Origin of the sequence: Cytobacillus sp. IB215316 (genome assembly GCF_033963865.1) — a bacterium.
GTDB lineage: Bacteria > Bacillota > Bacilli > Bacillales > SM2101 > Nanhaiella > Nanhaiella sioensis.
The window spans coordinates 1-17,571 of record NZ_JAXBMC010000023.1; the positions used below are offsets into that span (position 1 = coordinate 1).

A 17,571-nucleotide genomic window follows, 5' to 3' on the forward strand; every position below is an offset into this window, starting at 1 on the left:
GGGAATCGAACCCGCGATCTCCTGCGTGACAGGCAGGCATGTTAACCGCTACACCACGGGACCAAATATTCTATACAGTTTATTATGTAATTCTTAATTTTTATAAGTGACCCGTACGGGATTCGAACCCGTGTTACCGCCGTGAAAGGGCGGTGTCTTAACCACTTGACCAACGGGCCATATAATCATAAAATCTCAATTGATTATCAGCGACATTTAATATATTAACATATTTTTAAAATAAAATGCAATAGTATTTTATTTATTTTTGGGCTCTTATTGTAAGCTGTGTTGTTATGTTGACTAAATTAAATAAGACAATATTGAATTGCAATCATTTTTATAGTAATAACAATCCATGAGCATTGGTTGTTAAAGCGTATATCCTAATACTATAATTTAAAAACAACAAAAAAACAATACAACCTTTTTAACAGTCAAAAGGGCTAAAAGTTACCCATTTTAGCCCTTTTGTCTTATTGTAAAATAGACTTTGTCTTTACATACATGTGGTTGTTAGAGGCTGCCATCGCGACTCTAGAATGAAAAATAACAATCAACCTGAAAAAAACTAAAGCAAGAAACAATAATTAACTATATACGCTACGCACAACATTTGTTTGTGATCGATCTGGTCCAACTGAGAAGATTGATAAAGGAATACCTGTTAGCTGTGATACTCTTTCAAGATAATGACGAGCATTTGCAGGTAACTCTCCTAAATTTTTGACTCCTGTAATGTCCTCTGACCATCCAGGCAATTCTTCGAATACTGGCTCACACTCTGCTAGCATTTTCAAGCTAGCAGGAAATTCTTCTATGAGTTGTCCCTTATAACGGTATGCTACACAGATCTTTAATGTCTCGATTCCTGTAAGTACATCAATTGAGTTAAGTGATAGATCAGTGATTCCACTTACTCTACGAGCATGTCGAACGACTACACTATCAAACCAACCGACGCGACGTGGTCTACCAGTAGTCGTACCATATTCACGTCCTACTTCTCTAATTTGATCTCCTATCTCATTCGTAAGCTCTGTAGGAAATGGTCCATCTCCAACTCGGGTCGTATATGCTTTTGATACACCTACAACATGTTTTATTTTAGTAGGACCGACACCTGAACCAATTGTAACTCCGCCTGCGACTGGATTTGAAGATGTTACAAATGGATACGTTCCTTGATCTATATCTAACATTACACCTTGAGCACCTTCGAATAGAACTCTGCGTCCTTCATCTAGCGCATCATTTAACACAACAGATGTATCACAAACATATTTTGCAAATTGTTGTCCATATCCATAATATTCGTCTAATATATCTTCCAATCTAAAGCCATCTACCTCATACATTTTTTCTAATAAACGATTTTTATCTTCAAGGTTTTTAGATAGCTTCTCTTCGAATGCGTCACGATCAAGAAGGTCTGCAATTCGGATACCTATACGAGCTGCTTTATCCATATATGCTGGACCGATCCCCTTTTTCGTCGTTCCAATTTTGTTATCGCCTTTTCTCTCTTCTTCGACCTCATCGAGTTTAAGATGATAAGGTAAAATGACATGTGCACGATTACTAATACGTAAATTATCAGTACTAACGCCACGTTCGTGCAAATAATTCAGTTCTTTAACAAGAGCCTTAGGATCAACTACCATGCCATTACCAATCGTACAAATTTTATCAGCATAAAAAATGCCTGAAGGTATTAAATGTAACTTATACGTGTTACCGTTAAACTTTATTGTATGTCCTGCATTATTTCCACCTTGATACCTTGCAATTACTTCTGCGTTTTCTGAAAGAAAATCTGTAATTTTACCTTTCCCTTCATCTCCCCATTGTGTTCCAACAACGACTACTGAAGCCATCTAGGCACCTCCGCTTTTTCCGAACTTTCATTTTTATTATTATCAAACATGATTAGTGTACCAATTTCATTGTGTATAGTCAATTAAAACCGAACATTATTATTTTATTTAGTAATTTTGTTCGTAGTTTTAATAATTACTTGATTAAACATATTTTTAACAGATTGATCGTAATAAAAATTAAACACATATACAACTAACACCTTTTTTCTGTATAACGATGACTGTTTCGTAAAACACATCATGACAATTGGGACAAACAACATATAATAGTTTGGTTATATAAATAAATGCTTAGCATTATTCGCTTAGAATAAAAATCATATTTCATCTTCCTTTTTAGACGATCAACTTTTCATAAAATGGAAAATTGTATTAGTTAACAAAAAAAGAACCACATGTAGATAATCTCTACTTTGTGGTTCTCTATTATTTTAGTAATCTCCTAAACTAAGCTCCAGCAGGAACACTTGAATCGCCATAGCGTGTCTCTAAGTTTACAAATTTATTATACTCTTTGACAAAAGCTAGTTGTACAGTCCCGACTGGACCATTACGTTGTTTGGCAATAATGATTTCTATTATATTTTGATTTTCTGTTTCTTTATCATAATAATCTTCTCGATAGAGGAAGGATACAATATCAGCATCTTGCTCGATACTTCCTGATTCACGAATATCTGACATCATCGGTCGCTTATCTTGTCTTTGTTCAACCCCACGGGAAAGCTGTGAAAGAGCAATAACAGGTACTTTTAATTCACGTGCAAGTGCTTTTAATGAACGGGATATTTCTGAAACTTCCTGTTGACGATTTTCCCCGCTTCGCCCACTACCCTGTATGAGCTGTAAATAGTCTATTAAAATCATTCCTAGACCACTCTCTTGCTTTAGACGTCGACATTTTGAGCGAATTTCACTAATACGTATACCTGGCGTATCGTCGATGTAAATACCTGAATTAGAAAGGCTCCCCATCGCCATCGTTAGTTTACCCCAATCCTCAGGAGTGAGTGAACCGGTCCTTAAGTTTTGGGCATCAATATTTCCTTCAGCACAGAGCATACGCATTACAAGTTGCTCTGAACCCATCTCAAGACTAAAAATCGCTACATTTTCATCAGTTTTCGTAGCAACGTTTTGAGCTATATTTAACGCAAACGCAGTTTTACCCACAGAAGGACGTGCTGCAACAATAATTAAATCATTACGTTGAAACCCAGCAGTCATTCGATCAAGCTCAGAAAAGCCTGTTGGTATACCAGTAATGTCACCTTTGCGATTGTGTAATAATTCTATATTGTCATACGTTCGAACGAGAACGTCTTTTATACTTTGAAAGTCACCTGCGTTTTTCCTTTGGGCAACATCCATAATTTGTTTTTCTGCTTCATTTAAAAGAACATCTACTTCATCTTCTCGACTGTAGCCATCTTGAGCAATCGTCGAAGCTGTTCTAATGAGGCGACGTAAAATAGATTTTTCTTCCACTATTTTTGCATAATACTCAATATTTGCTGCAGTAGGTACTGAGTTAGCTAAATCACTTAAATAATTTAGCCCACCGATCTCTTCTAAGAGCTTCCCATCTGCTAGTTCTGATGTAACTGTTACTAAGTCAACAGGTTCACCCTTATCTGAAAGTAATAGCATAACATGAAAGATTTTTTGATGAGCAGCTCGATAAAAATCTTCAGGAATTAATATTTCAGAAGCCAAAGTCAATGATGATGACTCAAGGAAAATAGCACCTAATACAGCTTGCTCCGCTTCAATATTTTGCGGTGGTATGCGATCCATTATCATATCACTCATCCACTTTCACCATCCTATAGAAAAAATGTGATTTTTAGAAAAAGGTACGTTTAAAAATGTACACTTTATCATTAAATCACATTTCCACTCATTTTGTATAATTAATTTATTCCTCTATTACCTGAACTTTGACAGTAGCGGATACTTCTGGATGTAGTTTAATAGATACGTTTGTAAATCCTAAAGCTCTAATTCCATCCGCAAGCTCTATTTTACGCTTGTCAATTTTCATTTTATGTTTCGTTTTTAATTGCTCTGCTATTTGTTTACTCGTAATTGAACCGAATAATCTGCCACCTTCACCAGCTTTCGCAGTAAATTCGATGGTGATTTTCTCAAGCTCTGCCTTTAATTTTTTGCACTGATCTAGTTCTGCTTCAGCCTGCTTCTCTTCCTTTTTTTTCTTCGCTTCTAATGAACTAATATTACTTTTTGTTGCTTCTACTGCAAGGCCTTGTTTGAAAAGAAAGTTTTGAGCGTATCCATCAGATACATTTTTTACTTCCCCTTTTTTTCCTTTCCCTTTAACATCCTTTAATAATATTACTTTCATGATTCTTTCCCTCCATCTAAATAATCATCAAGTACTAACTTTAATTCCTGTTCAACTTCATCAATACTCATATTCTCTAACTGTGTTGCAGCATTTGTTAAGTGACCACCGCCGCCGAGAGCTTCCATAATGACTTGGACATTAACATTACCTAAAGATCGAGCGCTAATTCCAATTACTTGATCACTACGCATCCCAACAACAAACGAAGCTGTTACATCATTCATTGATAATAATGTGTCAGCGGCTTGAGCTAATAACACTTGATCATACGTTTCATCAGCATCTCCAAGTGCTATTGTTAAGCCTGATCGATAGATCACCGCTTTTGCTATTAGATTAGCACGTTTTACATAATGATCAATATTTTCTTTTAATAATTTTTGAACGAGTATAGTATCTGCACCGTGAGCACGTAAATTAGATGCAGCATCAAAAGTTCGTGAGCCGGTGCGTAGCGTAAAGCTTTTTGTATCTACGATAATCCCTGCTAACAATGAAGTTGCTTCAAGCATATCCATCTTTAAACCTTTAGGTTGATACGCTAATAGCTCTGTTACAAGCTCAGCAGTAGAAGATGCGTAAGGTTCCATATAGACGAGAAGGGGGTCTTCTATGAAGTCCTCACCTCTTCTATGATGATCGATTACAACTACACTTTCCGTTTTATTAATTAATCTTTCCTCAATGACTAGTGAGCTTTTATGAGTGTCTACAACGACTAACAATGTCTCGTCAGTAATTATTTCAAGCGCTTGTTCAGGTGTAATAAATTTAGACCATAAGTTTGTATCTTTTTTAATTTCATTAATCAGACGTTCGATTCCAGTTCCTATATCATCTTTGTCTAATACAATGTACCCATTATTCTCATTCACTTCAGCAACTTTTAAAATCCCTATTGCTGAACCTATCGAATCCATATCAGGGTTGACATGTCCCATTATTAATACTTGATCACTTTCAGTTACAAGTTCTTTCAATGCATGCGATATGACACGCGCACGTACCCTCGTCCTTTTTTCCATAGGGTTCGTTTTTCCTCCGTAGAACTTCACCTTTCCATTCGTTTGCTTAATAGCAACTTGATCACCACCTCTTCCGAGTGCTAGATCAAGACTTGATTGGGCAAGTACTCCTAACTCAGGTAAAGATGAAACCCCTACTCCAATACCAATACTTAATGTTAAAGGCAAATGGTGCTTTGAAGTTTTTTCTCGAACATCGTCTAATATAGAAAAACTCTCGGTTTCTAATTGCTTCAAGATATATTCATTCAATACAGCGATAAAACGTTCTGATGATGTTCTTTTAATAAAAACCCCGTTTTCCTTTGCCCACTTATTTAATAAAAACGTTACTTGGCTGTTCAAATTACTTCTTGTTTGATCTTCTACTCCTTGCGTAACTTCATCATAATTATCTAACAAAATTACTGCTAGTACAGTCCGTTCATTCTCATATTGAATTTGAATTTCTTTCTGTTCTGTTACATCAAAAAAATAAATCAGACGTTCTTCTGGCTTTACATGTACTTTAACCTTTCGTTCATAAAGCGTAATAATATCATCATCAACTTCTTGCTTAATAATCGGAATTAAGCTCTCTGTAATGTCATGTAGTGAACGTCCTACTAATGTATCCTCTGGAAAATAGGAAGTTAAAAATGAGTTACTCCATTCTACATTAAAGTGTTCGTTATAAAGTAGTATCCCAATGGGCATTTCAAGTAAAGCTTCTTCTCCAACTTTTTTGACTCGGTGGGAAAGAGTAGAAATATAATCTTCTATCGATTGGTTAATTACCCTTTCGGACTTAATAAAAAAGTATATAGGGATGCCAAGGAGCATAAAAGCAATGATTCCGTAGATCCATTGATAAAAAGTAATAATAAGTATCATTAAAATCGAAATACTAATTATTCCATATATAGGATACCGAATTACACTCTTTTTATAGTACGAAGGCACGTTTTTCAGCTCCTAAATTTTAAGATATATGCGCCCATTAGCGCTTAGTTACTATTCTTTTCCGTAGGTCGAACCCTATATCAATTATACCTAAGATTCGAATAATTGGTATAAGAAACAATGAAATGATAAATACAAACAATTGAACAACTTTAGAATAGCCTTTATGGTGTAAGAAATAAAATAATAAAGACATACCTTGAATAATCATTAGTAATTGCAAAATAAAATCAATATTTATCATTGGAAAGAACAAACTTGATTCTTCTTCTATAACAAAAGACATAATGATCGTAATTAAATAATACCAAATGACACTTTTGGGCAGCATAAGATCTCTAAAAGGTGGCCACGGTTCAATATTTATATTAAAACGCTTAATAATCGGTATTGAAACAATTAACGAAATGAGCGCAAATAAAAACGCAGTCATAACAAAAAAGCTTGGTATTAAGTACTGAAATAAATCTACTGTTGCTTGAAATTGTTTAAGGACTTGCTCATTTACATCTTGTCCTACGCCCTCCATCATACTTGTAGCCATCGTTATTGACTCATTCATCAATAATGTCATTTCATTTATGAAATCAATTTTGAAAAGCAACATCGATCCAACATAAATAAATGTAATATTAATTAAGTATATGACCGTTCCAATTAACAGTGTCATGTAATGACTTTTCTTTTTCTTTATTAAATACCCTGTAACAATGCCACCACTTGTAAACATTAATGCAAGCGGTACTGCCAATACTGAACCAACGGCAATTGTTAATAAAATAGCAGGTATAATTAATATTATGCCATTTCGCAAACCATTTCTAATCGTAAAAAGCATAATTGGTAGTGGAAGAAAAAATATTGATACTGATCCAAGGAATGGTATGTACATAGAAATGAACACTAATATAATAAAAATTGCTAGTAGTATAGCTCCTTCTGTTAATACTTTCGTATTCTTCAACAGTTCCACCTCATGTTGGCTTAATTTCTTCATTTTCTTCACTTACTATATCAATTCATCATTAGTACGTAAAGTAAAGTGCGATTGCTCAATCTCAACAATAGAGTATGACGCCTAGTTAACCGACAAACACTGAAGGCACTTTCATATGAAGGGTTTGGAGTTGGATATAAACAACGTTCGTTTTACATAAGGCTGTTGACAGACATATGACAGATCGTCAATGCCCGTATTTATACGGCGAACGAAATAATCACTATAGCTATAACAGCCTGAGGAACAAGACTTAACATATGTATGTACCTATTTAAGAAAGGAAAAAGCAGCAAGGAACCCCCGCTGCTTTAAAAATTATTATTCACCTGTAACATAAGGTAGTAATGCCATTTGACGAGCGCGTTTAATAGCAATAGTTAATTTACGTTGATATTTAGCGCTTGTGCCTGTAACACGACGTGGTAAAATTTTACCTCTTTCTGAGACAAACTTTTTAAGTACATCAATATCTTTGTAATCGATGTGAGTGATACCGTTAGATGTGAAATAACACACCTTACGACGTTTAGCACGTCCTCCTCTGCGTCCTCCTGCCATTGTTCATCCTCCTTTCTATTTCATTTATATATACACGTTCAAGAATAATCGAATAAACTACTCAGCAAATTAGAACGGCAAATCGTCATCAGAAATGTCTATAGGCTGTCCATCATTTGCAAACGGATCGTCATTTACTCGAGTAAACCCTTGATTATTATTATTACGTTGGTTCTGATTTTGTCCAAATTGCTCGTAGCCACCTTGGTTTCCTTGGTGATTATTGCCTGCAGGTCGCTGCTCATTACCTGATCGCGGCTCTAAAAATTGCACACTTTCAGCAACTATCTCAGTTACATATACGCGTTTACCGTCTTGTCCTTCGTAGTTGCGTGTTTGAACACGTCCATCTACTCCAGCTAAACTACCCTTTTTCAAGTAGTTTGCGACGTTTTCAGCTGGTTTACGCCATACAACACAATTAATAAAATCGGCCTGTCGTTCACCTTGCTGATTTGTAAATGTTCTGTTGACAGCTAACGTAAAGGTTGCAACTGCTACTCCACTTGGAGTATATCGTAATTCTGGATCTTTCGTTAATCGTCCGACAAGAATTACACGATTCATCATCAGAACCACTCCCTTTAAAGAACCTCTATTTTACAGAGTTTCTTTCAATTTATATTTATTCTTCTTCTTTTACAACGATATGACGAATAATATCTTCACTAATTTTTGCTAGGCGATCAAATTCGTTAATCGCTTCAGCATTAGAAGCTACTTGTAAAATCATATAATAACCATCACGGAAATCATTGATTTCATAAGCTAGACGGCGTTTTCCCCATTCTTTTACTTCAGCAATCTCCGCACCTTTTTCAGTTAAAACGTTGCTAAAACGTTCAACAACTGCTTTCTTTGACTCATCGTCAATGTTTGGGCGGATGATATACATAATTTCGTATTTTCTCATCACAGTCACCTCCTTTTGGTCTGACGGCTCTCAAATGAGAGCAAGGAGCAATTGAATTAATTACTCACAATACGTGATTATAGCATATGGAGAAGAATATCGCAAGCGCCTTACAAATTTCTGATAAACATTTCGCCATTTCACATGAAGGTGCTTTTTGTCCTCCAATGAAATGGCGAAGTAACCTCGAAGAGATAGACACTCGAGCTTCTTATTGTTAAATAAAATTAACCCTTGTATATACATTTAAGCGCATGCACCTAAAGAGTCTTACAAAACACAATTATGTGAAGCCATTACTTTTACGTCGAGTGTTTTCACATGATTGTGCTTGCCAACAAACAAACACGCACATAACTAACGTTCGTGACATCTTTTCTTCTATAAAGCAAAGACAATGGCTATCACCATCATCTAGCTTCTCAAATTAAGTTAAAGTAGTAACAAAGTTTACGAAATGAGCCTAAACGATTGATACTGTTTTACACATTAAATCGAAAGTGAATGACATCTCCATCTTGAACAATATACTCTTTTCCTTCCAAGCGAACATTACCAGCTTCCTTCGCCGTTGTCATAGAACCTGCCGCTAAAAGGTCGTCGTATGACACTGTTTCTGCTCGAATAAAGCCACGTTCAAAATCTGTATGGATGACCCCTGCACATTGCGGAGCCTTCATTCCTTTACGAAAAGTCCATGCTCTAACCTCCTGAACACCGGCTGTAAAATAAGTAGCTAGTCCAAGTAAGCTATAAGTTGCACGAATAAGTTGATCTAGGCCTGATTCTTCTATTCCGAGCTCTTCAAGAAACATTTCTTTCTCTTCCCCTTCAAGCTCAACAATCTCAGATTCAATTTTTGCACATACTACGATGACTTCTGAATTTTCTCCTGCTGCAAATTCTCTAACTTGCGTTACATATTCATTGTTTGAAGGATCCGCGACTTCCTCTTCACTGACGTTCGCCACATATAGAATAGGTTTAATCGTTAATAAGTGTAGTCCTTTAACAATTTTCATTTGCTCTTCAGTAAACTCAACTGAACGTGCTGGCTTTTCATTTTCAAAAGTTTCCTTCAGCTTCACAAGCACCTCGTGCTCGTACATCGCTTCTTTATCTTTCTGCTTTGCCATTTTGCCAACGCGATCAATTCGTTTATCTACAGTTTCTAAATCTGCTAAAATTAGTTCTAAATTAATTGTTTCTATGTCTGCAATTGGATCCACTTGACCAGACACATGAGTAATATTTTCATCCGCAAAACAACGAACAACATGACAAATAGCATCAACTTGTCGAATATGAGACAAAAATTTATTACCTAAACCTTCACCTTTACTTGCTCCCTTAACAATACCAGCTATATCTGTAAATTCAAATGCTGTAGGTACAGTCTTTTTCGGCTGAACAAGCTCCGTTAATTTCTCCAAGCGATGATCAGGTACTTCTACTATGCCTACATTAGGATCTATTGTACAAAACGGGTAGTTTGCTGATTCAGCTCCCGCTTGAGTAATTGCATTAAAAAGCGTAGATTTACCAACATTCGGTAGACCCACAATTCCTGCAGTTAAAGCCATTGTAATTTCACTCCTCTTATATATCCGCTATCAATTCAGTCTTTCCCAATTATAGTGATTCCTAGTTAAAAAAACAAGGAGTTAAATTTTTTCAATCGCTACAACACAATCAAACAAAGTGCTCCCCATCCCATTATCTGAAATACGATTTGGAGTGAGCAAATTAACACTCCCACCAAACTTACTCCACTGACCTTCATCTATATTAATTGTATTGCGATGTGCTTCTTTCAAAATTCGCACACGTCCCTCTAGTTCTCCACGTTCATTAAACACTTTAACAAGATCATCTTCTTGTAGTCTTTCTTTTTCAGCAACATCTTTTGATACCTCTACCTTAATTTCTTGCATAGAATCAATAAGATGATAGTGTTGCGAATGATTTGATCTCAACGGATGAATGGACAACAAAGTATAAGGATATTTTCCAAGGAGATCTGGATTTTTTTGTTTTGATTCAAGTGGATAATCAATTCGTAACCGGCCATCAAAACCTTTTTGGATTGCTTGTGATGAAGTAAATTCATACTTTCCACTTGCTGTCATAAATTTCTTATCACTCCAAGGAACATGATCAATAGGTAAAGGTAAATGATCATACTTTCTTAATCTCTCAAGTGTAATACCTTTTGTAACTAAATCTCCTAACCCAATATTAATAAATTGTTCTCTATTAAATGCAAAATCATCTGCAAAACCTAAGCGTTTTGCCAACTCTGTCCATATCATTAATTCCGATTTCACTTCACCTGGAGGCTCGACTAATTTTGGACCATAATTCACGTAATGATGATACATAGACGAATAATACACGTCCTCTTCTTCAAATACGGTCGTAGTTGGTAATACATAATCAGCCATCTGAGCAGTATCAGTCATAAATTGTTCTACAACAACTATCGTGTCTACCTTTGAAAAAGCTTGTTTCACTCGATTTGTATTTGGTACTTGTATAACTGGGTTTCCACATGTAACAAAGACCATTTTAATAGGCGGATCATTAGCTAAAAGAATCCCTTCTGCTTGTTGCATCATGGTAAATGTCCTTTTATGCTGTCTGCGATTTGGCAATGACAGTGCATTTATGTCAAAGCTTTCACCGACTTGCTTATTAGCAAAATTCACACCTCCACCAGGAATGCCGATATTACCACTTATTGCAACCAAAGCATCGATCAGACGGATCGTATTCCCTCCATTTGTATATCTTTGCATTCCTAAACCTAAATAAGTCATTGTTGGCTCATTCGCATATATATGAGCTAATTTTGTCATAATATCTTTCGAAACGTCTGTAAGCTCTTCAAGTTCATCTAGTGTTTTTTCTTCAAGTATGTTCAGTAAATCACTATAGCCAAGCGTATGGTTATCAATAAATTGTTGATTTTGTAAATTGAGGCGCACGATCTCTTTCATAATACCTATCGCTAACAAACCGTCCATACCAGGCTTAATCGAAACATATTCATTACTTAATTTTGCAGTTGCATTTGACATTGGATCAATAACTATAATATTGGCACCTTGCTGTTTGGCTTTGGTTAAATTAGCGTATAAATGCATGTTCGTACGCGCTACATTTCTACCCCAAATCACTATATTTTTGCTATTAAATACGTCATCTGGACTATGACTGTATGAATCACCGAAATCCCAAGTTTGTGCTTCTATGCCTGCTCCCCAACAAATACTACCTGTTAGTTCAGTTACTCCTCCATAGCAATTAAAAAAACGTTTATCAAGGTTTGTTAACAATCCACTATTTGAATAATCATGGCTATGAAGTACTGCTGTCGTACCGTACGTTTTTTTTATACCAGCTAGTTTATTAGAGATTTCATTTAGCGCTTGCTTCCATGAAATTCTTTGAAACGTCCCATCCACTTTTTTTAATGGATATTTTACTCTTTCATTAGAATTTGCTCGGTGTTCAAGCATCCTACCCCTTCCACAAATTTTACCTTTTGTAATTGGGTGATCTTGATCTCCTTCAACTTTTACAACCATATTATTTTCAACTGTTACTTCAAAACCACAACTATCCCAACAATTTAACGGACAAGCTGTTTTATACTTTACTCTCACCTTCGTATCACCCTTATAAGAGGTTATTTCAAATTAGCATGATTTTTTACACTAAAGTACGGATAACTTTAAATTATTCCTCATATTTTTCAATAACTTTTTTCATTTTACGTGTGAATTCTTTTCTTGGAAGCATTACACTATGTGCACACCCTTCACATTTAATCCTAATGTCCATACCCATGCGGATAATTTTCCATCTATTCACACCACAAGGGTGCTGTTTCTTCATTTCAACGATATCATTTATTCCAAATTGTTTATTTTCCAACTTACACTATCCTTTCATCCATCTATTTTCATCATTCAATATGGCTGTTTTCGCATTGATTGTTGCTTTTCGTAATTAAAGCTATATACGATTATAACTAACGTTCGTGGCAGCTTTTCTTGTGTACAACGATGACTAACAACATAAAACACTTTTGTATAGTACTAATCTGAAAACAATAGCAACAATGTTTACGAAGAGAGCCTTTGTAATCACTGTTTTCGCACTAATGATTGCTTTTCGTAATTAGAGCTAAATACGATTATAACTAGCGTTCGTGGCATCTTTTCTTCTGTGCAACGATGACCAACAATTATAAACACTTTTTAGAGTACTAATCTGAAAACAGTAGCAACAATGTTTACGAAAAGAGCCTTTAATATTCAGGAAACTGCTTATAGTAAAGTCGATACTACTATATTACCAAGTTTTCATTCCCATTTATACCGATTTGCAATAGGATGGATCAATATTGCTGCAAGCAAATATAAATTTATGACACCATAGATAGGATAGAGAACAGATACTAATGTAGCAAATCCAAATGAAGTAAACGGAATCATAGTAATTAAAGTTAACAATGCAAGGAGCCAAAAAGGGAGCTTTATTTTTTTTCGAAATCTCGTTGTTAAACCGAATATGCCGGAAGCAGCAGTTGTATAGATGGCCGACCATAATAAAAATGACATAATAATCAACATGGCATATGGAAAGTATTTTAATACTCCAAATAACGGAATCTCATAAAGAATCATTTCACTAGCTATTTGTAATAATGACTGATTATAAATAAATGAAATAATTCCTAATAGTAAGCCACTCCCTATACTTGCAATCCATGCCTCTCCAACCCTTTTTATTTCTTTACCAATTGCTGAAAGAACAGCAACTAAAGGTAGAATATTTAATGCTGTAAAAGTAAATGCAGACGGCCAATTTGATTGTTCATTTAGATTAAGATTAATACTTTGTCCATTTTTATATAAAAACAGAAATAATGTTACCATCAAACTAATAATTAAAATCGGTAGAATAAAAATATTAATGGATACAATTCCTTTTAAATCCCATATAAACAAGAATACAAGCATGAAGCAAAAAATTAATATCCCTATCCAATATGGAATCTGTAATATTTCTAATGTAGCTCCGCCACCTGCAAGCATAACAACAGTAGTAGTAAATAAATATAATATTATCATCCAATCATATGCTAATGATAATCGTTTACCTACTAGCCTTTGCAAGACAGGTAGAAAATGTTCAGATTGCTCCTCGTAACTTATTTTCATAATAACAAAACAACTAATGATAAATATTAAAGTAAAAATGATAATAGCAAGTCCACTTTCTTGTCCAAAAAACTGCCAAATCTCTCTTCCAGAGGCGTAGCCTGCTCCAATCATTGTGCCTAATATTAAAAACATCCACTTCAATCCAGACTTTAACATACTCATGCTCCCTCTTTTCATTTAACTATTTTATGTATAGTTTTAATTTTTCCTCCGTATACTGTTACTACTATTACAAAGGAGTGAAAGCTATGAATCTTAAACCAAAATTTTTAAATATTGTTAATGAAAGTACTCGGGTGTCTTATGATGATGGTCACGCAATTAATAGCTTAGCAACAAAACTCCTTTCCTCCTTACCACAAAAAATTCAGCAACCAATTGTATTCGTTTGTATTGGTACCGATCGATCAACAGGTGATTCGCTTGGACCATTAGTAGGTTCAAAACTTGAGGAAAAGAATTTGACTCATTTTCATGTATATGGAACGTTAGAGGATCCTATTCATGCTGTAAATCTAAAAGATAAGTTAATAGAAATTAATAACGCTTACCGGAATCCATTTATCATCGGTATTGATGCTTGTTTAGGGAAGTTAAATAGTGTAGGTTATATTTCAATTGGAGATGGACCTGTTAAACCAGGTGCTGGGGTAAATAAAGAATTACCTGCAGTAGGCGATATTCATATGACGGGAATTGTAAACGTGAGTGGATTTATGGAGTTTTTTGTCCTACAAAATACTAGATTACATATTGTCATGAGTATGGCTAAAACGATTGCAACTGCCATTAATGAGGCACACAACCAATATAGTTTAAAAGAATTATCATCTAGGTTCCTCCGCTAGTTCATATAAAAAAACTGCACCATATTAAATAAAAATGTACATAGTGCAGTCATCAATAACTTGTTGGCTATTTTCGCATAGATTATTATTTTTCATACTAATAATTAAACAAAATTTAGTGACATCTTTTTCTTCTAATTTAGGAACTATAGCAACAAAGTTTACGAAAAGAGCCAACTTGTTATTATATTGTTGCAAGAATGGTTTTGTAGTTACAATTATCAACAAGATTCAGTTATTTACGGTAAAATTGGCCAAAAATACAATACTGTCACAAATAATGATACAACCAATAGACTTGGTAACATGTTTGCAACCCGGATTTTTGTTATCCCTAACATATTTAGACCTATAGCGATAATCATTATACCACCTGTTGCAGTGATTTCTATTATGAGTAATTCCATCAACTTTGGTGGTATCCATTTGTCGATTTGAGTAGCAAATATCGCTAATGAACCTTGATAAATAAACACTGGTATAGCAGAAAAAATCACTCCAACACCTAATGTTGTAGCCAATACAAAGCTAGTAAATCCATCAAGTATTGATTTAGTAAATAGTATATTGTGATCGTTTCTTAATCCACTATCAAGTGCACCTAAAATCGCCATAGCCCCTATAACGAATATTAATGTTGCCGTCACAAAACCTTTAGCAACTGTACCTTCATCCTTTGCCCCTATTTTATTTTCCAGCCATTTACCTAACAAATTTAATTTGTCATCTATCCCCCAAAGTTCACCTAGTATTCCTCCTAGTGCTAAACTTAAGATGACAAGGATAAATTGTTCACTTTTGAGTCCCATCTGTATTCCTAATATGAAAACGGATAAACCAATCCCTTGTAAAACAGTCGTTTTCACTCTTTCTGGAATTCTTTGCAAAAACGTTCCAAATAACGTACCAATAACAATTGATACACAATTAATTACAGTTCCAAGTAATACCATTTCATATCCCCTTCTGGTTGCATTCACTATAATATAAAATGACTAATAAAAAAAAGCCACCGTTAATGATGGCCCATTGAAAATCATTTTGTAGGTGTATCTAGTATATCTAATATTCTTTCTAAATCTTCCTCTGAGAAAAACTCAATTTCAATTTTTCCCTTTTTCTTATTTTGTTTTATGACAACAGGCGTCCCAAACCGATCACGTAATATTGATTCTCTTTCTCTGATAAATATGTTCTTTTCTTTTTTCGGCTTAGATGTTTCACGTGGAACATCTTTATTAAGCTGTTGAACTAATTGTTCTAGTTGTCTCACATTTAATTGTTCATTTATCACTTTTTCAGCTAGTTTTTTTGTCTTTTCTTTATTTTTTAAGCCTAGCAAAGTCCTTCCGTGTCCCATCGTTAATTTTCCTTCAGAAATAAGTACTTGGATTGATTTAGGAAGAACTAACAAGCGAAGATGGTTTGCGATATGAGGGCGACTTTTTCCTAAACGCTGTGCTAATTGCTCTTGTGTAAACTCTAATTTATCAATTAAAGTTTGGTAAGCTAATGCCTCTTCGATAGGAGTTAAATCCTCTCTCTGTAAATTTTCTAATAGAGCGAGCTCCATAATCTGCTGTTCTGATAAATCTCTAATAACAACAGGTACAGTTGATAAATCAGCCTCTTTAGCAGCTCTAAATCGACGTTCGCCTACAACAATTTCAAACCCTTTAATGCTTTTCCTAACAATTAATGGTTGTAATATTCCGTGCTGTAGTATAGACTCTTTTAATTCATCGATTGCTTCTGGTTGAAATGTTTTTCGAGGTTGATATGGATTTGGTCGTAACTCGTTAATTTTTACCTCTTGAACTATTTCTTCATTTCCCACATCCATACTTGCAAATAGAGCATTAATACCTTTTCCAAGACCTTTAGCCATTTGCAACCACTTCCTTTGCTAGATCTAAATAAACTTCTGCTCCTCTTGACTTTGGATCATATATGATAATTGGTTCACCATGACTAGGTGCTTCACTTAACCTTACATTACGTGGAATAATCGTCCGGTATACTTTATCTTGAAAGTACTTTTTCACTTCATCAATCACTTGAATCCCTAAATTTGTTCTAGCATCTAACATGGTTAGTAGAACCCCTTCAATAGTGAGCTCAGTATTTAAATGTTTTTGAACAAGTCTAACAGTATTAAGAAGCTGACTTAAACCTTCAAGCGCATAATATTCACATTGTACAGGTATTAACACTGCGTCAGAAGCAGTTAAAGAATTAATAGTTAATAATCCTAGCGACGGTGGACAGTCAATAATTATATAATCATATTGGTCTTTAATACGTTCTAATGCCCTTTTTAAGCGCACTTCACGTGAAATAGTAGGAACAAGCTCTATTTCAGCACCAGCAAGCTGAATGGTCGCAGGTATAGCATACAAGTTTTCAACTTTAGTTGGGATTGTGACTTCTTCTGCATCAATATCTTCAACTAATATATCATAAATACACTGATCTACTTCTGCCTTTTCAATCCCTGCTCCACTAGTTGCATTTCCTTGTGGATCAATGTCTACTAGCAAGACCTTCTTACCTATGTATGCTAAGCAAGCACCTAAGTTAACAGAAGTTGTCGTTTTCCCAACTCCACCTTTTTGATTAGCAATTGCAATTGTTTTTCCCACGATGTCACCTACCTTTAATTGAACATCAATTTTACCACTTCACTATTTTATCATGAAAATATGCTATTTTACTGTAATTTCTCAAAAAAATAATACTCTTCCTCATATTACTATCACTTATTTGTCTATCATAATGTTTTTTCAAATATGGGTTTGTATAT

General features: G+C 34.8%; 16 protein-coding genes and 1 tRNA gene. 1 reads left to right on the plus strand and 16 read right to left on the minus strand.

Features of this window, described 5'->3' with window-relative positions; all coding sequences use genetic code 11:
- Positions 1 to 107: 107 nt before the first annotated feature.
- From SLH48_RS20820 to SLH48_RS20880, 13 genes are all read right to left on the minus strand, one after another.
- A tRNA-Glu gene (locus SLH48_RS20820) sits at positions 108 to 179 on the minus strand.
- A 411-nt stretch (positions 180 to 590) separates the two neighbouring features.
- Positions 591 to 1,877, minus strand: a complete 1,287-nt coding sequence (locus SLH48_RS20825; RefSeq protein ID WP_320259692.1) for an adenylosuccinate synthase — start codon at positions 1,875 to 1,877, stop codon at positions 591 to 593.
- A gap of 450 nt (positions 1,878 to 2,327) precedes the next feature.
- Positions 2,328 to 3,692: a replicative DNA helicase gene (dnaB, locus tag SLH48_RS20830; protein WP_214482818.1), complete on the minus strand. Its 1,365-nt coding sequence runs from the start codon at positions 3,690 to 3,692 to the stop codon at positions 2,328 to 2,330.
- A 106-nt stretch (positions 3,693 to 3,798) separates the two neighbouring features.
- Positions 3,799 to 4,245, minus strand: coding sequence for a 50S ribosomal protein L9 (gene rplI / locus SLH48_RS20835; RefSeq protein WP_320259693.1), 447 nt, complete (start codon positions 4,243 to 4,245; stop codon positions 3,799 to 3,801).
- The gene (locus SLH48_RS20840) at positions 4,242 to 6,215 is read right to left on the minus strand and encodes a DHH family phosphoesterase (protein WP_320259694.1); all 1,974 of its coding nucleotides are present in this window, start codon (positions 6,213 to 6,215) and stop codon (positions 4,242 to 4,244) included. The genes rplI and SLH48_RS20840 overlap by 4 nt, the downstream gene beginning before the upstream one ends.
- A gap of 37 nt (positions 6,216 to 6,252) precedes the next feature.
- Positions 6,253 to 7,179 (minus strand): YybS family protein, encoded by a 927-nt coding sequence (locus SLH48_RS20845; RefSeq protein WP_214482815.1) that lies wholly within the window; start codon positions 7,177 to 7,179, stop codon positions 6,253 to 6,255.
- A 354-nt stretch (positions 7,180 to 7,533) separates the two neighbouring features.
- The gene (rpsR, locus tag SLH48_RS20850; RefSeq protein ID WP_214482814.1) at positions 7,534 to 7,773 is read right to left on the minus strand and encodes a 30S ribosomal protein S18; all 240 of its coding nucleotides are present in this window, start codon (positions 7,771 to 7,773) and stop codon (positions 7,534 to 7,536) included.
- 69 nt (positions 7,774 to 7,842) lie between these two features.
- Complete coding sequence (gene ssb, locus SLH48_RS20855; protein ID WP_214482813.1) at positions 7,843 to 8,343, minus strand: single-stranded DNA-binding protein; 501 nt, start codon at positions 8,341 to 8,343, stop codon at positions 7,843 to 7,845.
- Positions 8,344 to 8,398: 55 nt separating this feature from the next.
- The gene (rpsF, locus tag SLH48_RS20860) at positions 8,399 to 8,686 is read right to left on the minus strand and encodes a 30S ribosomal protein S6 (RefSeq protein WP_214482812.1); all 288 of its coding nucleotides are present in this window, start codon (positions 8,684 to 8,686) and stop codon (positions 8,399 to 8,401) included.
- 482 nt (positions 8,687 to 9,168) lie between these two features.
- The gene (gene ychF / locus SLH48_RS20865; protein ID WP_320259695.1) at positions 9,169 to 10,269 is read right to left on the minus strand and encodes a redox-regulated ATPase YchF; all 1,101 of its coding nucleotides are present in this window, start codon (positions 10,267 to 10,269) and stop codon (positions 9,169 to 9,171) included.
- A gap of 81 nt (positions 10,270 to 10,350) precedes the next feature.
- A complete protein-coding gene (locus SLH48_RS20870) occupies positions 10,351 to 12,354 on the minus strand; it encodes a molybdopterin-dependent oxidoreductase (RefSeq protein ID WP_320259696.1) in 2,004 nt (667 codons plus the stop codon).
- 73 nt (positions 12,355 to 12,427) lie between these two features.
- Positions 12,428 to 12,625 carry a DUF951 domain-containing protein gene (locus tag SLH48_RS20875; RefSeq protein ID WP_320259697.1) on the minus strand — a complete coding sequence of 66 codons (198 nt, stop codon included), beginning with the start codon at positions 12,623 to 12,625 and terminating at the stop codon, positions 12,428 to 12,430.
- A 431-nt stretch (positions 12,626 to 13,056) separates the two neighbouring features.
- On the minus strand, positions 13,057 to 14,076 hold the full coding sequence (locus SLH48_RS20880) for a hypothetical protein (RefSeq protein ID WP_214482808.1): 1,020 nt from the start codon (positions 14,074 to 14,076) through the stop codon (positions 13,057 to 13,059).
- A gap of 92 nt (positions 14,077 to 14,168) precedes the next feature.
- On the opposite strand from SLH48_RS20880, the gene yyaC reads away from it, so the two are divergent.
- On the plus strand, positions 14,169 to 14,768 hold the full coding sequence (yyaC, locus tag SLH48_RS20885; RefSeq protein ID WP_320259698.1) for a spore protease YyaC: 600 nt from the start codon (positions 14,169 to 14,171) through the stop codon (positions 14,766 to 14,768).
- Positions 14,769 to 15,007: 239 nt separating this feature from the next.
- Here yyaC and SLH48_RS20890 read toward each other — a convergent pair whose 3' ends face one another.
- From SLH48_RS20890 to SLH48_RS20900, 3 genes are all read right to left on the minus strand, one after another.
- Complete coding sequence (locus SLH48_RS20890) at positions 15,008 to 15,721, minus strand: DUF554 domain-containing protein (protein WP_320259699.1); 714 nt, start codon at positions 15,719 to 15,721, stop codon at positions 15,008 to 15,010.
- 83 nt (positions 15,722 to 15,804) lie between these two features.
- Positions 15,805 to 16,656, minus strand: a complete 852-nt coding sequence (locus SLH48_RS20895; protein WP_214482805.1) for a ParB/RepB/Spo0J family partition protein — start codon at positions 16,654 to 16,656, stop codon at positions 15,805 to 15,807.
- Positions 16,649 to 17,410, minus strand: a complete 762-nt coding sequence (locus SLH48_RS20900) for a ParA family protein (RefSeq protein WP_214482804.1) — start codon at positions 17,408 to 17,410, stop codon at positions 16,649 to 16,651. Before SLH48_RS20900 ends, SLH48_RS20895 begins: the two co-directional genes overlap by 8 nt.
- Positions 17,411 to 17,571 lie beyond the last annotated feature (161 nt).